The following is a 17,018-nucleotide window of genomic DNA, read 5'->3' on the forward strand; positions in this document are numbered from 1 at the left end:
GTCGCTGCGAGTTCGGTAGAATCGCCTTGGTCAAAAGCCTCATCCAGTTCGGCCTCACCCGCAGCGCCATCGTCGTGCTGGGCCTGCTCGTGTTCTGCGCAGCCGGCATCGCCGCGTTCCTCAGATTGAACATCGAAGCCTACCCCAATCCTGCACCGGTGATCCTGGAGATCACGGCGCAGGCGTCGGGCCTGTCGGCAGAGGAGATGGAGAAGTACTATACGATCCCGATGGAGGTCGGGCTCTATCCGACCCCGGGCGTCGTCAACATCCGCTCGACCTCGTTCTACGGCCTCGCTTTCGTTCGCGTCACGTTCAAATACGGCGTCGACTATTATTTCGCTCTGACGCAGGCCGCCAACAGCATCCAGCAGAATATCCAGCTGCCCGGCAATCTCGTCCCCACCATTCAGCAATCGAGCCTGATCGGCGAGATCTACCGTTATCGGCTGGTCGGGCCGCCCAATTTCGGGCTGACCAATCTGCGCACGCTGCAGGACTATGTCGTGACGCGGCGGCTGATGACCATTCCCGGCGTGGTGCAGGTCAACGCCTGGGGCGGCACCACCAAGCAATTCAATGTCGACGCCGATCTGCAGAAGCTCGAATCCTACAACATCACAGTGCCGCAGCTGGTGGCTGCGCTCGGCAACGCCAACGTCAATGTCGGCGGCCGCGAGATCACCATCGGCCAGCAATCGGTCAATATTCGCGGCATCGGGCTGATCGATTCGGGCGGCACCGACGACATCACCAAGGGGAATCGCGTCGCGGATATCGAGAACATCGTGCTGACGCAGTCCGCGGGACTGCCGATCCAGATCAAGGACGTGGCCAGGGTCTCGGTCGGCTACGTTCCCCGACTCGGCATCGCCGGCAAGGACAAGGATGACGATATCGCGGCCGCCATCGTCGTGATGGGGCGCACCCAGCACACCAACGACATCATCCCGAAAGTGCAGGCCGAGGTCGCCCGGATCAATTCCGACGGCACGCTGCCGGCCGGCGTGCGCATTGTGCCGTATTACGACCGCAGCGCGCTGGTCGGCGTCACCACGCATACGGTGCTGCACAATCTCGTGTTCGGCTGCCTGCTGGTGTTTGCGATCCAGTGGATCTTCCTCGGCGATCTCCGCAGCGCGCTGATCGTCAGCGCCAACATTCCGTTCGCGCTGTTCTTCGCCATCATCATCCTGGTGCTGCGCGACGAGGATGCCAACCTGCTCTCGCTCGGCGCGGTCGATTTCGGCATCATCGTCGACTCCGCGGTCATCATGATGGAGAACGTGTTCCGCAATCTGCAGTCGCCACCGGAGGCGCGGCAGCTGACGCTGCAGAGGCTGTCCGAGGGTTATTGGGGTGTCGATCCCACCGTCGCCACGCATGGTCATCCGGCGGCGGTCCGTTGGAGCGAGCGGCTGCGCATGATCTATGTCAGCGCGCTGCAGGTCGACAAGGCCGTGTTCTTCACCGCAGCGATCACGGTGACCGCGTTCGTGCCGCTGTTCACGATGCAGGGTGTCGAGGGCCAGATTTTCGGCCCGATGGCGCGGACCTATGGCTATGCGCTGGCCGGCGCGCTGCTCGCAACCTTTACCGTCACGCCTGTTCTCGCCGCGCTGCTGTTGCCGCGGCACGTCGAGGAGGTCGAGACGGTGATCGTGCGTGCCCTCCGCCGCGTCTACACGCCTGTGCTCGCCTGGTCGCAGGCGCATGTCAGGCTCGCGGTCGCGGCCGGCTTGGCCTTCCTCATGCTCAGCCTGCTGGCCGCAAGCCAGCTGGGCAGCGAATTCCTGCCAGCGCTCGAAGAGGGCAATTTCTGGATCCGCGCGTCCATGCCGCCGACCATCTCGCTCGATGCCGGCACCGCCGCCACCCGTAAAATGCGCGAGATTCTTCTGCGCCACCCCGAGATCATCACCGTGGTGTCGCAGCACGGCCGTCCCGACAATGGCAGCGACGCCTCGCCCTTCTCCAATGTCGAACTGTTCGCCCCGATCAAGCCGTTCGACGAATGGCCGGCCGGCCTGACCAAGGAGAAGCTGACCGAACAGTTGCAGCAGGAATTCGCAGCCGAGCTGCCCGGCATCAGCTTCAACTTCTCGCAATACATCCAGGACAATGTCGAAGAGGCGCTCTCCGGCGTGAAGGGCGCCAATTCGGTCAAGGTGATCGGTTCCAATCTCGAGGTGCTGGAGCAGATTGCGACCCACGTGATGGAGGAAATGGCGAAGGTGAACGGCGTCGCCGATCTCGGCGTCTTCCACCTGGTGGGGCAGCCCAACCTGGACATCAAGGTCAACCGCGAGAAGGCGGCGCGCTACGGGCTGAATACCGGAGATGTCACCACGGTGATCCAGGCCGCGCTCGGCGGCACCAACGCGACGACCGTGCTCGAAGGTGACCGAAGCTTCGCCGTCGCCGTCCGGCTCGATGCGCGCTTCCGCAGCAGCATCGATGCGGTGAAGGACATCAAGGTCGCCTATGTGACACCGTCCGGCACCAACGCCTATATTCCGTTGTCGGAGCTTGCAGACATCTCGCTCGATACCGGCGCACTTTTCATCTATCGCGAACTCAGCCAGCGCTACATCCCGATCAAGTTCTCGGTGCGCGGCCGCGATCTCGGCGGCACGGTCAAGGAGGCGCAGGAGCGGATCGCGCGGGCCGTCCCGCTGCCGGCCGGCTACCGCATCGTCTGGTCGGGGGAGTTCGACAATCTCGAAGCTGCGAAGGCGCGCCTTCTGGTCGTGGTACCGATCACGCTGCTGCTGATCTTCGTGCTGCTCTACAGCCTGTTCAACTCGCTGCGCGACAGCCTGCTGGCGCTGGCCGGCATTCCCTTCGCGATCGGCGGCGGCCTGATCGCGCTGTGGATCGCCGGGCTCGCCTTCTCGATCTCGGCTGCGATCGGATTCATCTCGCTGTTCGGCGTGGCCGTCATGGACGGCATTCTGAACATCACCTATTTCCGCGAGCTCCGCGCCACCGGCCGCAGTGTCGCCGAGGCCGTGTTCCGCAGCTCCGAGCAACGCATGCGGCCGATGCTGATGACCGCGCTGTCCGCGGGCGTCGGTCTGTTTCCGGCCGCCCTCTCCCATGGCATCGGCAGCCAGGTCCAGCGGCCGCTCGCCACCGTCGTCGTCGGCGGCATGTTCATCGGCCCGCTGCTGCTGCTGATCGTCGCGCCGGCGCTGCGCCGCATCTTCCTGGCGCACGATCCCACGACGGCCCCGATCGACGACGGCACCGCGGCCTCTCCAGAACCTGCTGAATAGGAGCCGGCCCGATGCGTCAGCTTCATCCACTCTCGCGGTCTGTCCGGCGTGCCTCAAGGGCTTGGCTTGCCCTGGCGCTCTTGATCGCGACAAGCGGCTGCGCCGTCGGTCCTGACTTCGATAGGCCCGAGCCGCCTGCAGTCGCAGGCTATACACGAAAGCCATTGGCCTCGCCTGCGGCGGACCGCACCGGTCCGCAGGTTGCGCCGCAACAATTCCAGATTGGCGCTGGCGTGCCGGCGCGCTGGTGGGCGGCGTTCCGCTCGGTCCCGCTGAACGAGTTGATCCGCAGATCAGTCGCGCGCAACCCGACTCTCGACGCCGCCGACGCCGCGATCCGCATCGCCAACGAGAATGCGCAGGCACAGCGCGGGCTGTTCTATCCGCAGTTCGGCGCGAACTATACGGCCGCGGACCAGCAGAGCTCGAACATGGCGAGGCAGCAGGGGCCGGGTGATCCGCCACAGTCGCGCTACTCTCTCCACACGGCGCAGCTGACCATCAGCTTCGTGCCGGACCTTTGGGGACAGAACGCGCGCAGCGTCGAAAGCCTGGAGGCGCAGACCGAGCAGGCGCGCTTCCAGCTCGAGGCGGCCTATCTGACGCTGACGACGAACGTCGTCACGGCCGCCATCCAGGAGGCCTCGCTGCGCGGCCAGATCGCAGCGACCGAGCGCATCATCAAGATCGAGCGTGACATTCTCGGCATTCTCAACAGCCAATTGCAGGCCGGTCAGGCCGCGCAGGTCGACGTGCTGACGCAACAGACCGCGCTGGCCCAAGTCGAGCAGACGCTGCCGCCACTGCAGAAGCAGATCGCGATCCAGCGCGACCTGCTGACCGCGCTCGCCGGTCAATTCTCGGCTGACGAGATCACTGAGACATTCGACCTGCAGCATCTCGCTTTGCCGCGCAACCTGCCGATCAGCCTGCCGGCTGCGCTGGTGGCGCAGCGGCCCGACATCCGCGCCGCCCAAGCTAATTTGCATGCGGCCAGCGCGCTGGTTGGCGTGGCCATCGCCGCCCGGCTGCCCAACATCACGCTCTCAGCCAATCCCGGCAGCAGCGCCTTCAGGCCCGCCGAGTTGCTCACGCCGGGCACGCTGTTCTACACCGTCGCCGGCAGCGCCACCGCGACCGTGTTCGACGGCCTCACGCTCTATCACCGGCAGAAATCCGCGGAGGCAGCCCTCGACCAGGCCGGCGCGCTGTACCGCCAGGCCGTGATCACCGCGCTGCAGAACGTCGCCGACAGCCTGCGCAGCCTGCAGGCCGACGCCCGCGCGGTGCAGGCGGCGATCAAGGCCGAAGACAGCGCCCGCGCGACCCTCGACATCATTCAGAAGCAGCTGACCCTGGGCCAGATCAGCCAGGTCACCGTCCTCAACGCCCAGCAGGCCTACCTCAACACGGCCATCGCACGCGTCCAGGCGGAGGCGACCCGGCTTGCTGATACCGCCGCCTTGTTCATGGCGCTCGGCGGCGGCTGGCCTGCCGCCTGCACCACGCATGTGTGGCGCGACTGCATCATGAGCGAGGGCCGGGTCGATGTCCTGCGAACGGCCGACGCCGCACCGAAGTGATTGGCCGGCCTGCTTCGCACGCCGGCCGTTGTGTCAGCTCTGGGAACGCCGGGCCATGAAGTTGTCGTAGCCGACCTCGGCGACCTGGAACCAGGAATAGCCGGCGCCCGAATAGGCCGTCAGCGACTCCAGCGCCTTCTTGAAGTTGGGATTGCTGGCTGCGACCTCGGCATGCAGCTCCTTGGCGGCCTTGAACGAGGCTTCCATGACCGGCGCCGGGAAAGGATGCAGCTTGGCGCCGCCGGCGATCAGCTTGCGCAGCGCCAGCGGATTGGCGGAATCGTATTTCGCCATCATCCAGTTGTTGGCGAAGTGGCCGGCCTGCTCCAGGAGCTTCTGATAATGCTTGGGCAGAGCATTCCACTTCTCGAGGTTGATCATCGCGAGCAGCATCGGCCCGCCCTCCCACCAGCCGGGGAAGTAGTAATGCGGCGCGACCTTGAACAGGCCGAGCTTCTCGTCGTCATAGGGACCGACCCATTCAGCGGCATCGATCGTGCCCTTCTCCAGCGCCGGATAGATGTCGCCGCCGGCGAGCTGCTGCGGCACGCAGCCGAGCTTCTGCATGACCCGGCCGGCAAAGCCGCCGATGCGGAATTTCAGGCCGTTGAGATCGTCGACCGAGTTGATTTCCTTGCGGAACCAGCCGCCCATCTGGCAGCCGGTGTTGCCGGCAAGCAGCGAGGTGACGTTGTAGCTCTTGTAGAACTCGTTGAGGATCTCCTTGCCCCCGCCCATCAGGTACCAGGCCTGGTTGATGCGCATGTTCGGGCCGAACGGCACCGAGGAGCCGAAGGTGAAGGTCGGGTCCTTGCCGAAGTAGTAGTACGACGCCGTGTGCCCCATCTCGACCGTGCCGTTCTGCACGGCGTCGAGCACCTGCAGGCCGGGCACGATTTCGCCGGCGGCGAAAGTCTGGATCTGGAATTTGTTGTCGGTGGCCTCGCTGACCATCTTGGCCATCATCTCGGCGCCACCATGCAGGGTGTCGAGCGATTTCGGCCAGCTCGTGGTCATGCGCCATTTGATCTCGGGCAATGATTGCGCGATCGCGGGCGATGCGATTGCGGCGGCGCCGGCCGCGCCGAGCCCCGTGACCTTGATGAAATCTCTCCGCTTCATAGTCTTTCCCTCCCTCATGATGATGATGTGCCTGGTGTTGGGCGGCCTTCTTACGAGGCCTTTGCAACCACTCTGGATCAAACCGCGACGGAGTGCCATTGCGAAACGTTGTCGCAACGCAGCGCAAAAAGCCCGGCCTCTTACGAGGCCGGGCTCAATTGTCCGCCGATCGAATGGTTGAGATCAGCCGCGGGTGCGCGAGCGGATCATGAAGCTGTCATAGGTGTATTCAGCGACCTGCCACCACAGATACTCATCCGAGCGGTAGGCCTGCATGGCGTCGATCGACTTCTTGAAGTCGGGGTTCTTCGCCGAGATCTCGCCCCACAGCTCGTTGGTGGCCTTGAGGCAGGCTTCCAGCACCTCGTTGGTGAACGGGCGCAGCTGCGTGCCGCCGGCGACCAGGCGCTTCAGCGCCGAGGGGTTCTGCATGTCGTAGCGCGCCGCCATCCAGGTGTTCGCCGCCATCGTCGCGTTGGTCAGAATGGCCTGGTAGTTCTTCGGCAGCGAATTCCACTTCTCCAGGTTGGTGTAGGCGTGGACGGTCGGACCACCCTCCCAGAAGCCCGGATAATAGTAGTACTTGGCCACCTTCTGGAAGCCGAGCTTCTCGTCGTCATAGGGGCCGACCCACTCGGCGGCGTCGATGGTGCCCTTCTCCAGCGCCGGGTAGATGTCGCCGCCCGCGAGCTGCTGCGGCACGACGCCGAGCTTCTGCAGCACCTGGCCGGCGATGCCGCCGATGCGGAATTTGAGGCCCGAGAGGTCGGCGACCGTCTTGATCTCCTTGCGGAACCAGCCGCCCATCTGGGTGCCGGTGTTGCCGCAGGGGAAGCCGATCACGCCGAACTTCTTGTAGAATTCGTTGGCGAGCTCATTGCCGCCGCCCTGATACAGCCAGGAGTTCTGCTGCCGGGCATTGAGGCCGAACGGCACCGAGGCGAAGATCGCAAACGTCGGGTCCTTGCCGACATAATAATAAGACACCGTGTGGCACATCTCGACGGTGCCGTTGGCGGTCGCGTCCAGCGCCTGCAGGCCGGGGACGATTTCGCCGGCCGCGAACACCTGGATCTGGAACTTGTTGTCGGTCATCTCGGCGACGTATTTCGCCAGCTCGGTCGCGCCGCCATAGATCGTATCGAGCGACTTCGGGAAGCTGGAGGTCAACCGCCACTTGATCTCGGGCGAGGACTGCGCAATCGCCGGCGAGGCAATGGCGCCCGTCGCCGCGGCGCCAGCGGCCGAAACCTTCAGAAAATCACGACGCTTCATATTAAGGCATCTCCTTGTTGGGGGCGTTTCCCGTGAAAACTATTTGTCCGCCGATGCGATTGGCCGCATCGAGTCGAGTACGATCCGGCCGGGGCTTTAGCACGGAACCGGGTCAGCGAAAACGCGACGTTGGAATGACAGGCCGTCCAATAGTCGCACGCAAATTGCTGCAGCGCGTCACGCCGCGGCGATGGCGCCCTTGATCTGATCCCGAACCGACGCAGCGATAGTCCGGTAGATCGCCGCATGCGGCCCGCTGGGGTCGCTCTCCACCACCGGGGTGCCGGCGTCGGAGGTCGAGCGGATATCCATGTGCAGCGGGATCTCGCCGAGGAAGGGCACGCCGAGCCGCTCGGCCTCGTGGCGGGCGCCGCCATGGCCGAAAATGTCCGAGCGCGTGCCGCATTGCGGGCACTGGAAGTAGCTCATGTTCTCGATGATCCCGAGCACGGGCACGTTGACCTTGCGGAACATCGCAAGACCCCGGCGGGCGTCGATCAGCGACAGATCCTGCGGCGTCGATACGATCACCGCACCCTTCAACGGCACGTTCTGCGCCAGGGTCAGCTGCGCATCGCCGGTGCCCGGCGGCATGTCGACCACCAGAACGTCGAGCGTGCCCCAGGCGACCTCGCGCAGCATCTGGTTGATCGCCGACATCACCATCGGGCCGCGCCAGATCATCGGGCTGTCCTCCTCGACCAGGAAGCCGATCGACATGATCGCAAGGCCGAAGCGCGACAGCGGGATCATCTTCTTGTCCGGCGTGAGCTGCGGCTTCTCGTGCAGGCCGGTCAGCTTGGGCACCGACGGTCCGTAGATGTCGGCATCGAGCAGCCCGACCTTGAGCCCAAGGTCGCGCAGACCGAGCGCAAGGTTGATCGCGGTGGTCGACTTGCCGACGCCGCCCTTGCCGGAGGCAACCGCGATCACCGCGCCGATGCCGGGAATCGCAGCCTGCCGCGACATCGGCGAGTCCGCCGGATGCTGATGCTGGTGGGGACGATGCGCCGAGACCGGCTGCACGCCGGAGCTCCGTGGCGGCGGCGGCGCGGCGCCCGGCTTGCGCTCGGCGGTCAGGGCGATCATGGCCATGGTCACGCCGGGAATGGCGCGCACGGCCGCCTCCGCCTGGGCGCGGGTGTCCTCCCAGCCGCGCGCCTCGCTGGCCTCGACATTGATGGAGAAGAACACCTTGCCGTCATTGGCCGTGATCGGCGACAGCACCCCGGCGTCGGTCAGCGCCACGCCGCGTGGCGAGCGGACCCGCTTGAGTGCCTCGAGAACCTGCTGCTGCGTCACGCTCACGGCGCGTCTCCTGAAGAAGTTCAGAACGCGCCACATCGTCGCGCCCTATCGTCTTGGCCGGACATGATCTTCCGTCGTTGCCGACAGCATCCGCCCGGCCTCCTGTTGGGCTGCTTCATAATGCCGGTCGGCTCAAAACGCCACCATGGTTCCGATGTCGGATGCGGTCTCCACCGGCGCATCCCCGGCCTGCTCCTTGGCTGCCTCGTAATTGAGCTCGATCATCACGCCGTTCGGATCGCGCACGAAGATCTGCCACAGCTCACCCCCCGGAACCTGGCGGGCTTCGAACGGCATGCCCTTGGCCGCGAGCCGCGCCTTCATGGCGGCGAAGCCACGGCTGACGAAGGCGACGTGATGGACGACGCCGGAATCAGGCTTTTGTGCCTCTGACGTCGGCGAGATATCGACCAGATGCACCACCGCCCGGCCCTCGCTGTACATCCAGGCGCCCGGAAACGCGAAGTTCGGCCGGGCGCCGTTTTCCAGCCCGAGCACGTCCTCATAGAAGCGGACCGTCTCGGCAAGGTTGCGGGTCCGGATGTTGAAATGATCGAGCACGCCGACGCTGACGCCCATGCGGGACACTCCCTGGCTGGTTCGTTGGTTATTCGGATTTCGTAGCCGGATGACGGCTTTGCAAGCCGTCATGATCAGGCCTGTTTAGCACACAGTCCCGCTTTCGCATCCGTCACGAAGCCGTTGCCCCCGCCTCGCAAGCCGTTATGGTGCGGCGTCCAGCACGCCGCCGCGAGCCGCGCGGGGTGCTGATGTGTTCCTTCCAAGAACAGCCCGGCCCTCTCAAGGCTGTCGGCAGAACCCAAGGTCAAGGTAGCTCATATGGCTAAAGTCGCTTTCATCGGTCTCGGCGTCATGGGTTTCCCCATGGCAGGACATCTCGTGAAGAAGGGTGGTCACGAGGTCACGGTCTATAACCGCACCGCGGCCAAGGCGAAGGAATGGGCCGACAAGTTCGGCGGCAAGACCGCCGCAACGCCGAAGCAGGCCGCCGAGGGCCAGGACTTCGTGATGTGCTGCGTCGGCAACGACAACGACCTGCGCTCGGTGACGATCGGCGCCGACGGCGCCTTCGCCGGCATGAGCAAGGGCGCGACCTTCGTCGACCACACCACCGCCTCGGCTGAAGTGGCACGTGAGCTGGACGCGGCAGCCACCAAGGCCGGCTTCAAATTCATCGACGCACCGGTGTCCGGCGGCCAGGCCGGCGCCGAGAACGGCGTTCTCACTGTGATGTGCGGCGGCACCGCGGAGGCCTATGCCGGCGCCGAGCCGGTCATCGCGGCCTATGCAAGGATGTGCAAGCTGCTCGGACCGGCCGGCAGCGGCCAACTGACCAAGATGGTCAACCAAATCTGCATCGCCGGCCTCGTTCAGGGCCTGTCCGAAGGCATCCATTTCGCGAAGAAGTCGGGCCTCGACGTCGCAGCCGTGATCGAGACCATCTCCAAGGGCGCTGCCCAGTCCTGGCAGATGGAGAACCGCTACAAGACCATGAACGACGGCAAATATGATTTTGGTTTTGCAGTGGAATGGATGCGCAAGGACCTGTCGATCTGCCTCAACGAAGCGCGCCGCAACGGCGCCCATCTGCCGGTGACCGCGCTGGTCGACCAGTTCTACTCCGAGGTCGAGAAGCTTGGCGGCAAGCGTTGGGATACGTCCAGTCTGCTGGCCCGGCTGGAGAAGTAACAAGACGAATATCGATCCGGCTCTGCCGCCGCCTTGCGTGCGCGGCAGAGCGCTCGCCTCGCTTGGCGGCGAGTCCCCTCTCTCTCGCTCCCCCCAGTGCACCGAGCCACGCGCGATGGCAGGTCGCATCGCCATTGTGCGCATCACGACTCGCTGTTACCGATTGCAATCGCTAGTCGTTCGCAACTGTTGCCGAAACGAGACAGCCCGTGGCGGAAAGAAGGAAATGTAATGTTATAACATTACATTCTTCCGATTTTCGGCTAACTCGTCTCCGTCATCATGAACGCATGGCTTGGGGACGCGGGACGCCGGCACAGCCGACCCGCGGTGGGGATTGGAATGAGCGCGCGGGACGTCTGGGGTTCGATATCGCTGGCGGGGCTGGTTGCGGCAGGCTGGGGCTGGGCGCCCGCGCCCATGGCACATGCGCAGCAGGCCGCCAATTCGTCGGGAAAGCCGGCGGCGGAAACCGTTCTGCCCGGCGTCACGGTCGATGCACCACGCCCGCGACCGGTCGACGGCCGCGCCCCCTCCGCGCGACCGACCGCCGCGCAGACCGCGAGTTCTGCGCCGCGACGTCCGCCGGCGTCCTCCCCGGCAGCAGCCTTGTCGTCCGCCACCACCGGCCCCACGGCCACCACCCCGCTCAATGGCAATGCGACGCCGGCCAGCGGCAGCCGGCTCGGACTGACGGCGCGGGAGATCCCGGCAACAGTTGAAGTGATCGGCGCCGAGACGCTGCGCGAGCAGGGCTATCACACGACTGTCGATGCGGTGAAGGGTGCCACCGGCGTCAGCGCGGGCGATGCGCCGAACGATGTCGGCTTCGCGATGCGCGGCTTCCAGGGCAACCAGATCAATGTGCTCTACAACGGCATCAACATCGGGCCGACCGGATTCACCGCGCTGACGATGGAGACCTTCAACCTCGATCGCGTCGAGTTTCTGAAAGGCCCCTCCTCGCTGAGCTCAGGCCAGGGCGCGGTCGGCGGCACCATCAACTTCGTGACCAAGGCGCCGCACACCGGCCCGGTCGAGAGCGAGGCCTTCATCGGCTTCGACCAGCGCGGCACGTTCCGCAGCGGCTTCGGCTCGGGCGGCAGCACGACCGTCCGGGGGCTCGACTACCGCTTCGACATCAGCCGCACCAGGGAAGTCGGCTTCATCGACGACACCGAGTTCAAGAACGTCCACGTCTCGGGCCAATTGAACTATCGCCTGTCCGACAGCTTCAGGACCTTCGTCGCGGCCGAGTTCAAGGACTACAAGGCCAAGCCCTATGAAGGCACACCGCTGGTGCCGGTGGCCTTCAGTGGCGCGAATGCGACCAGCGGCATCGTTTCGGGCACCAAGGTCTCCGACTACAACGGCACCAATCTCGGCGCCGTCACGATCGATGGCCGCACGCTGTCGACCAACTACAATGTGATCGACGGCCACAAAACCATCAAGGAGTCATGGGTGCGCAGCGGCTTCGAATGGGACCTCAACAACGCCGTCACGCTGCGGAGCCAGATCTACAACTACAATGCCAGCCGCGACTGGTACAACAACGAGGTGTCGGCGTTCAACGCCGGGACCAACCTGGTCGACCGCGAGCGCTTCTTCGTCCACCACAACCACAACATCGTCGGCAACGTCACCGACGTCACCTGGAACGGCAGTATCTTCGGCCTGTCCAATCGCATGGTCGCGTCGGTCGAGAGCTCGCACACCGACTTCACGCGGCCCGGCGCGGCGAACTTTCCCGGCGAGTCGGTCCCGCTGGTCGGCTTCGACCGCGGTACCTATGGCCTGCTGACGACACAATTACAGACTGCCGCCATCGACAGCGTCGCGATCAATCTCGAGGACCGGCTGAAGCTGACGGACAGCTTCGCGCTAGTCGGCGGCCTGCGCTACAATCCGTTCACGCTCGACCGCAACTGGATCCGGAATGGCGCCGAGCGGCCGGGCTTCCCCTATTCCAAGAGCTGGCAGCCGGTCACCGGCCGCATCGGCTATACGTGGGAAGCGCTGCCGGGGACGACCTTCTACAGCCAATATGCGACCGCGAGCGACATCTCGGCCGACAGCATCTTCCTGCTCAGCCCGACGCAGAACCTTACGCTGTCGGACTCCCGCAGCTACGAGACCGGCGTCAAGCAGCTCGTGTGGAACGGCCGCGCAGAGTGGACCTTCTCGGCGTTCGACATCGAGCGCAACAATGTCTACAGCGCCCAGGCCGGCCAGCAGCTCAACCTCGCCGGCAAGGTGAAGTCCCAGGGCATCGAGCTGGCCGCCGCCGTGCGGCCGACGACGGAGACCAGGCTCTGGGGCAACGTCGCCTATGTGCGCGCACGCTACGCCGACTACGATCTTGCCAATGGCGGCTCGTTCTCCGGCAACACGCCGCCGAACATTCCGGCTGTCATCGTCAATGGCGGCGGCTCCTACCGCTTCCTCAATCCGGGCTGGTGGCCGGTCGAACTCGGTTTCTCCGTGCGCCATGTCGGCGACCGCTGGAGCACCGATGCCAACACGGTGAAGCTGCTCGCCTATACCACGGCCGACCTGTTCGCCTTCATCGACCTGCCGAAGGTGCCGCTGTTCGCCACCGCGACCAGCACGCGCCTCGCCTTCCGCGTCCGCAACGTCACCGACAAGCGCTATGCGGCCTGGAGCGATCCGTTCTATCCCGACCAGATCTTCCTCGGCGCGCCCCGCACCTACGAGGTCGAAGCCTCGTTCAAGTTCTAGGGCCGCATGATCCGGGCGCTGATCCTCACGCATCGCTGGCTCAGCATTCTGCTCGGTCCGCTGTTCATGCTGTGGTTCGCGACCGGCATCGTGATGCACTTCGTGCCGTTCCCGGCACAGACGGAGGGCGAGCGCTTCGCAGGACTGGCGCCGCTCGATCTCGCTGTGCCGCTGCACGCCCCGGCAGAGGCGCTCGCCAGCCTGGGCAGCCAACCTGCCCGCCGCATGCGGCTGATGCAGCGCGTCGATGGCGCGGTCTACGTCATTGCCACGCCGGGTCGCGAGGTGGCGATCCATGCCGACAGCCTTGCCGCGGCCGACGTCACCGATCCCGACCTCGCTTTGGCGATCGCCCGCGCCGCCGCACAGCGGCGCGGGCTCGACGCCGCGGGCGCCGCGATCGCGGCGCTCGGCGATTACGATCAATGGACGGTGCCGAACCGGTTCGATGCGCACCGCCCGCTGCATCGCATCGCGCTGAACGATGCCGACGGCACCGAGTTTTACGTCTCCTCGCGCACCGGAGAGGTCGTGCTCGACACGACACGCTTCGAACGCGGCTGGAACTATGTCGGCAGCGTCGTGCACTGGATCTACCCGACTGTGCTGCGCAGAGATTGGGCGGCCTGGAACGTCACGGTCTGGTGGCTCTCGCTCGCGGCGGCGATTGCCGCCGTCACCGGTGCCCTGCTCGGTCCGCTCCGGCTGCGGTTGCGCAAAGCACGCCTGTCGTCGCGCTACCGCAGCTGGCACCTGTGGCATCACTGGGCCGGCCTGATCTGCATGCAGTTCGTCCTGACCTGGATCGTCAGCGGCTGGCTGTCGATGGACCATGGTCGATTGTTCGCGACCGGCCAGCTCACGGCTTCGGAGGACGCCGTCCTCATCGGCGTCCCCGACTGGAGCGCCCTGACCACCATCCCTCCGACGGGCCTGTCTGGCGACGTCCGCGAGATCGAATGGTTTGCGTTCGGCGGCCGCCTGTATCAGCGCGCACGGCGGGCCCTCGGCCAGCAGCAGATCTCGGTGCGCGACCGCGCGACCTGGCGACCGGTCGGCCGCTTCCTGCAGCCCGCCGATATCAATGCCACGGCGGATCACCTGGGCGGCCATTGCGGGCGCGCGACCGAGGTCGAAGCGGGCGACGATTATCCTTTCGTCTCCGACGTCCCGGGAGCGCCGGTCTATCGCATCGTCTGCGGTGACGCCTGGTATCATGTCGACGCCGCCTCGGGCGCCCTGCTCGAGAAGCTCGACTCCTCCCGGCGCGCTTATCGCTGGCTTTATCAGGCGCTGCACACGCTGGACTTCCCCAGCCTGCTGGCCCACCCGACGCTGCGCACGCTTGTCATCGTCGGCCTCTGCGCCTGCGGCTTCGCCTTCAGCATCACCGGCGTCGTGATCGGCTGGCGGAGGCTGCGTTTTCTCGGCATCGCCGCGCGGCGGAAGCCGGCCTCTTAACGCGGCGTTAACGCAAATTTTTCGTTGTCTATAATCCGTCTTAAGGATTTAGAGCCAGTTATAGAAGATGCAGAAAGCAGCCCGTATGGCCACGGGCAGGATTCGTGTTGTTGATGAGTAGACCCGCTGAAAAGCCCGAAGTCGTCGAGCTTCCGGCCGATACGCCGGCGCTTGCACCGGCAAGCCAGCGTCGGGCCGCGCAGCAGCGGGTGCGCGAGGCGCGCGATCGATTGACATCGACATCGGGAACGCGGCCAGCCTTCGATCGCGAATTGCTGCGCCAATATGCGCAGACTCGCATCTCCGCATCCTACATCGTGATGCTGCTGGTCGTGGCGACCGGGCTGATGCTCAGCGTCTGGCTGCATGCGCTGGCGGCCGGCGCCTGGACCTGCGGCGTGCTCTGCATCCACGCCGCGATCGTGCGCAACTGCTCGAACTTCCTCGCCGACCAGCCGTCGATGGCGGCGACCCGGCGCTGGCGCACGCGCTTCGTGCTGCTCGACCTGCTCTACGGCGTGTGCTGGATGGCGATCCTGATCCATCCCGCGCTCGCGGAGGTGTCGGGCACGCTGATGATGTTCCTGATGCTGCTGGTGATCGCCGTCTCCAGCATGCTCGCCGCCAACCTGCCCGTCGCCGCCGTCGCCGTCACCGCGCCGGTGACGGTCGCGATCACGCTGAGCCTGGCGCTGTCGGGCACGTTCGACAATTACCTGCTCGCCGCGTTCGCGGTCGCGGCCGAAGGCTATTTCGTTCTGCTCGCCCATCAGCTGCATTCGACCACGCTCGCGACCCTCGAGGCGCGCGCCGAGAAGGATGCGCTGATCGGCGAGCTCGAACAGGCCAAGGCGATCTCCGACGAGGCGCGCTATCGCGCCGAAGCCGCCAACGTGGCGAAGTCGCGCTTTCTCGCCCAGATGAGCCATGAGCTGCGCACGCCGCTGAACGCCATTCTCGGCTTCTCCGAGGTGATGAAGAGCGAGATCTTCGGCGCGCATGCGGTGCCGGTGTACAAGGAGTATTCCGCCGACATCCACAATTCCGGCGTCCACCTGCTGAACCTGATCAACGAGATCCTCGACCTTTCGCGCATCGAGGCCGGCCGCTACGAGCTTAATGAGGAAGCCGTGGCACTGGTGCATGTGGTGGCCGACTGCCATCATCTGTTGAAGCTGCGGGCGTCCAGCCGTGGCCTGACCATCCATGAAGTGTTCGAGCAGAACATGCCGCGCTTGTGGGCCGACGAGCGGGCGATCCGCCAGGTCGTGCTCAACCTGCTCTCCAACGCCATCAAGTTCACGCCGCAAGGTGGCGAGATCTGGCTGAAGGCCGGATGGACCGCATCGGGCGGCCAGTATCTCAGCGTCAAGGACACCGGCTCCGGGATTCCCGAGAACGAGATCCCGATCGTGCTCGCCTCGTTCGGCCAGGGCTCGAACTCGATCAAATCGGCCGAACAGGGCGCGGGCCTCGGCCTCCCCATCGCCAAGAACCTCATCGAGATGCATGGCGGCACCTTCACGTTGAAGTCGAAGGTCCGCATCGGCACCGAGGTGATCGTCACGTTCCCGCCCGAGCGGGTAATGTCGGCGCTCGCCCCGTTGTCGGACGAGGCGCCGCCGCTGCAGCCCGAGACGGTCGCCGCACCTGCCCAGGAGAAACGCCGGCTGCTCCGCAAACCGATCATGAATGCCGGAACGGGACTGTGAGATGATTGCACTTGCAAAACAGTGCCAGAAGCTTTCACACTCGCATGATGAGCCAAGATACACCATGCATCGCTGTCTGCATGATCGATCCCAAGACCAAGCTCTGCTTCGGCTGCGGCCGCACCTTGCCGGAGATCGCCCGCTGGGGGCGCATGTCAGCCGACGAGCGTCTGGCCCTGATGGACGGGCTGGCCGCGCGGATGCACGACGCCGGCCTCGCCGCGATGGGACGCCGGCGCGACTGAGCGCGGCGGCATCGACGGGAGGCCTGGCATGAACAAGGTCGTGCTCGTCCTGGTCACCATGGTGACCACCGCAAGTGCCGTGATCGTCTACAAGGATCCCGAACAGGCTGCGCTGGCGAGCGACACCGTTTCGGAGATGCTGCGCAGCCGCGCCTTCCGCGCCAAGGCAAGCCCACCGACCAACGCGGTCGAGATCGAGCGCACCCGCGGCGGCGAGTTTGCGCTGCGCGCCAAGATCAACGGCGTCACCGCGCCGATGGTCGTCGACACCGGCGCGACATCGGTGGTGCTGACCTATGAGACCGCCAAGGCGGCAGGCCTGCCGCTCGAGCTGCTCAACTACGATGTCGATGTCGAGACCGCCGGCGGCCACACCAAGGCGGCGCGGCTGACGCTCGATCGGCTCGCGATCGGCCGGCTGGTGGAGCGCTCCGTGCCGGCGCTGGTGGTGCCGCACGGCCAGATGAAAACGAATCTGCTCGGCATGAGCTTCCTCGACCGGCTCGAACGCTGGGAGGTGCGCTCCGACCGGCTGATGCTGCACGGCTATCCAGAGCGCAGCTGAGGCCGCCGCGGCGGCGG

Annotated in this window: 11 protein-coding genes and 1 pseudogene; 8 read left to right on the plus strand and 4 right to left on the minus strand. The window is 65.4% G+C overall.

Going from position 1 to position 17,018, the window contains the following annotated elements; all coding sequences use genetic code 11:
- The first annotated feature begins 26 nt into the window (after nucleotides 1–26).
- Both HL671_RS09210 and HL671_RS09215 read left to right on the plus strand, forming a co-directional pair.
- On the plus strand, nucleotides 27–3,278 hold the full coding sequence (locus tag HL671_RS09210) for an efflux RND transporter permease subunit (protein WP_172236205.1): 3,252 nt from the start codon (nucleotides 27–29) through the stop codon (nucleotides 3,276–3,278).
- An 11-nt stretch (nucleotides 3,279–3,289) separates the two neighbouring features.
- The gene (locus tag HL671_RS09215) at nucleotides 3,290–4,861 is read left to right on the plus strand and encodes an efflux transporter outer membrane subunit (RefSeq protein ID WP_172236206.1); all 1,572 of its coding nucleotides are present in this window, start codon (nucleotides 3,290–3,292) and stop codon (nucleotides 4,859–4,861) included.
- Between the two features lie 33 nt (nucleotides 4,862–4,894).
- On the opposite strand, the gene HL671_RS09220 is transcribed toward HL671_RS09215, so the two are convergent.
- The 4 genes and pseudogenes from HL671_RS09220 to HL671_RS09235 form a co-directional block, all read right to left on the minus strand.
- Nucleotides 4,895–5,983 (minus strand): TRAP transporter substrate-binding protein, encoded by a 1,089-nt coding sequence (locus HL671_RS09220; RefSeq protein WP_012043571.1) that lies wholly within the window; start codon nucleotides 5,981–5,983, stop codon nucleotides 4,895–4,897.
- Nucleotides 5,984–6,166: 183 nt separating this feature from the next.
- Nucleotides 6,167–7,261, minus strand: a pseudogene (locus HL671_RS09225) (TRAP transporter substrate-binding protein); the annotation flags it as partial.
- Nucleotides 7,262–7,435: 174 nt separating this feature from the next.
- Nucleotides 7,436–8,566: an Mrp/NBP35 family ATP-binding protein gene (locus tag HL671_RS09230; RefSeq protein ID WP_172236207.1), complete on the minus strand. Its 1,131-nt coding sequence runs from the start codon at nucleotides 8,564–8,566 to the stop codon at nucleotides 7,436–7,438.
- A 132-nt stretch (nucleotides 8,567–8,698) separates the two neighbouring features.
- On the minus strand, nucleotides 8,699–9,145 hold the full coding sequence (locus tag HL671_RS09235) for a VOC family protein (RefSeq protein WP_012043568.1): 447 nt from the start codon (nucleotides 9,143–9,145) through the stop codon (nucleotides 8,699–8,701).
- A gap of 228 nt (nucleotides 9,146–9,373) precedes the next feature.
- Here HL671_RS09235 and HL671_RS09240 point away from each other — a divergent pair, with 228 nt between their 5' ends.
- From HL671_RS09240 to HL671_RS09265, 6 genes are all read left to right on the plus strand, one after another.
- A complete protein-coding gene (locus tag HL671_RS09240; RefSeq protein ID WP_256374719.1) occupies nucleotides 9,374–10,276 on the plus strand; it encodes an NAD(P)-dependent oxidoreductase in 903 nt (300 codons plus the stop codon).
- A gap of 342 nt (nucleotides 10,277–10,618) precedes the next feature.
- Entirely contained in the window at nucleotides 10,619–13,018 is a 2,400-nt protein-coding gene (locus HL671_RS09245) for a TonB-dependent receptor (RefSeq protein ID WP_172236208.1), read from the plus strand.
- 6 nt (nucleotides 13,019–13,024) lie between these two features.
- Complete coding sequence (locus HL671_RS09250; RefSeq protein ID WP_172236209.1) at nucleotides 13,025–14,479, plus strand: PepSY domain-containing protein; 1,455 nt, start codon at nucleotides 13,025–13,027, stop codon at nucleotides 14,477–14,479.
- A 113-nt stretch (nucleotides 14,480–14,592) separates the two neighbouring features.
- Nucleotides 14,593–16,191, plus strand: coding sequence for a sensor histidine kinase (locus tag HL671_RS09255; RefSeq protein WP_012043564.1), 1,599 nt, complete (start codon nucleotides 14,593–14,595; stop codon nucleotides 16,189–16,191).
- Nucleotides 16,192–16,238: 47 nt separating this feature from the next.
- The gene (locus tag HL671_RS09260) at nucleotides 16,239–16,436 is read left to right on the plus strand and encodes a DUF1289 domain-containing protein (protein ID WP_012043563.1); all 198 of its coding nucleotides are present in this window, start codon (nucleotides 16,239–16,241) and stop codon (nucleotides 16,434–16,436) included.
- Nucleotides 16,437–16,464: 28 nt separating this feature from the next.
- Nucleotides 16,465–17,001 carry a TIGR02281 family clan AA aspartic protease gene (locus HL671_RS09265; RefSeq protein WP_012043562.1) on the plus strand — a complete coding sequence of 179 codons (537 nt, stop codon included), beginning with the start codon at nucleotides 16,465–16,467 and terminating at the stop codon, nucleotides 16,999–17,001.
- The last annotated feature ends 17 nt before the right edge of the window (nucleotides 17,002–17,018 follow it).

Origin of the sequence: Bradyrhizobium denitrificans, from assembly GCF_013179005.1 — a bacterium.
Lineage (GTDB): Bacteria > Pseudomonadota > Alphaproteobacteria > Rhizobiales > Xanthobacteraceae > Bradyrhizobium > Bradyrhizobium denitrificans.

What these genes read in the sequence shown, in the direction of transcription:
- HL671_RS09255 (WP_012043564.1), top strand. Translation starts at nt 14,593, where the DNA reads ATGAGTAGACCCGCTGAAAAGCCCGAAGTCGTCGAGCTTCCGGCCGAT.
- HL671_RS09245 (WP_172236208.1), top strand. Translation starts at nt 10,619, where the DNA reads ATGAGCGCGCGGGACGTCTGGGGTTCGATATCGCTGGCGGGGCTGGTT.
- HL671_RS09235 (WP_012043568.1), bottom strand. Translation starts at nt 9,145, where the DNA reads ATGGGCGTCAGCGTCGGCGTGCTCGATCATTTCAACATCCGGACCCGC.
- HL671_RS09265 (WP_012043562.1), top strand. Translation starts at nt 16,465, where the DNA reads ATGAACAAGGTCGTGCTCGTCCTGGTCACCATGGTGACCACCGCAAGT.
- HL671_RS09220 (WP_012043571.1), bottom strand. Translation starts at nt 5,983, where the DNA reads ATGAAGCGGAGAGATTTCATCAAGGTCACGGGGCTCGGCGCGGCCGGC.
- HL671_RS09250 (WP_172236209.1), top strand. Translation starts at nt 13,025, where the DNA reads ATGATCCGGGCGCTGATCCTCACGCATCGCTGGCTCAGCATTCTGCTC.
- HL671_RS09260 (WP_012043563.1), top strand. Translation starts at nt 16,239, where the DNA reads ATGAGCCAAGATACACCATGCATCGCTGTCTGCATGATCGATCCCAAG.
- HL671_RS09215 (WP_172236206.1), top strand. Translation starts at nt 3,290, where the DNA reads ATGCGTCAGCTTCATCCACTCTCGCGGTCTGTCCGGCGTGCCTCAAGG.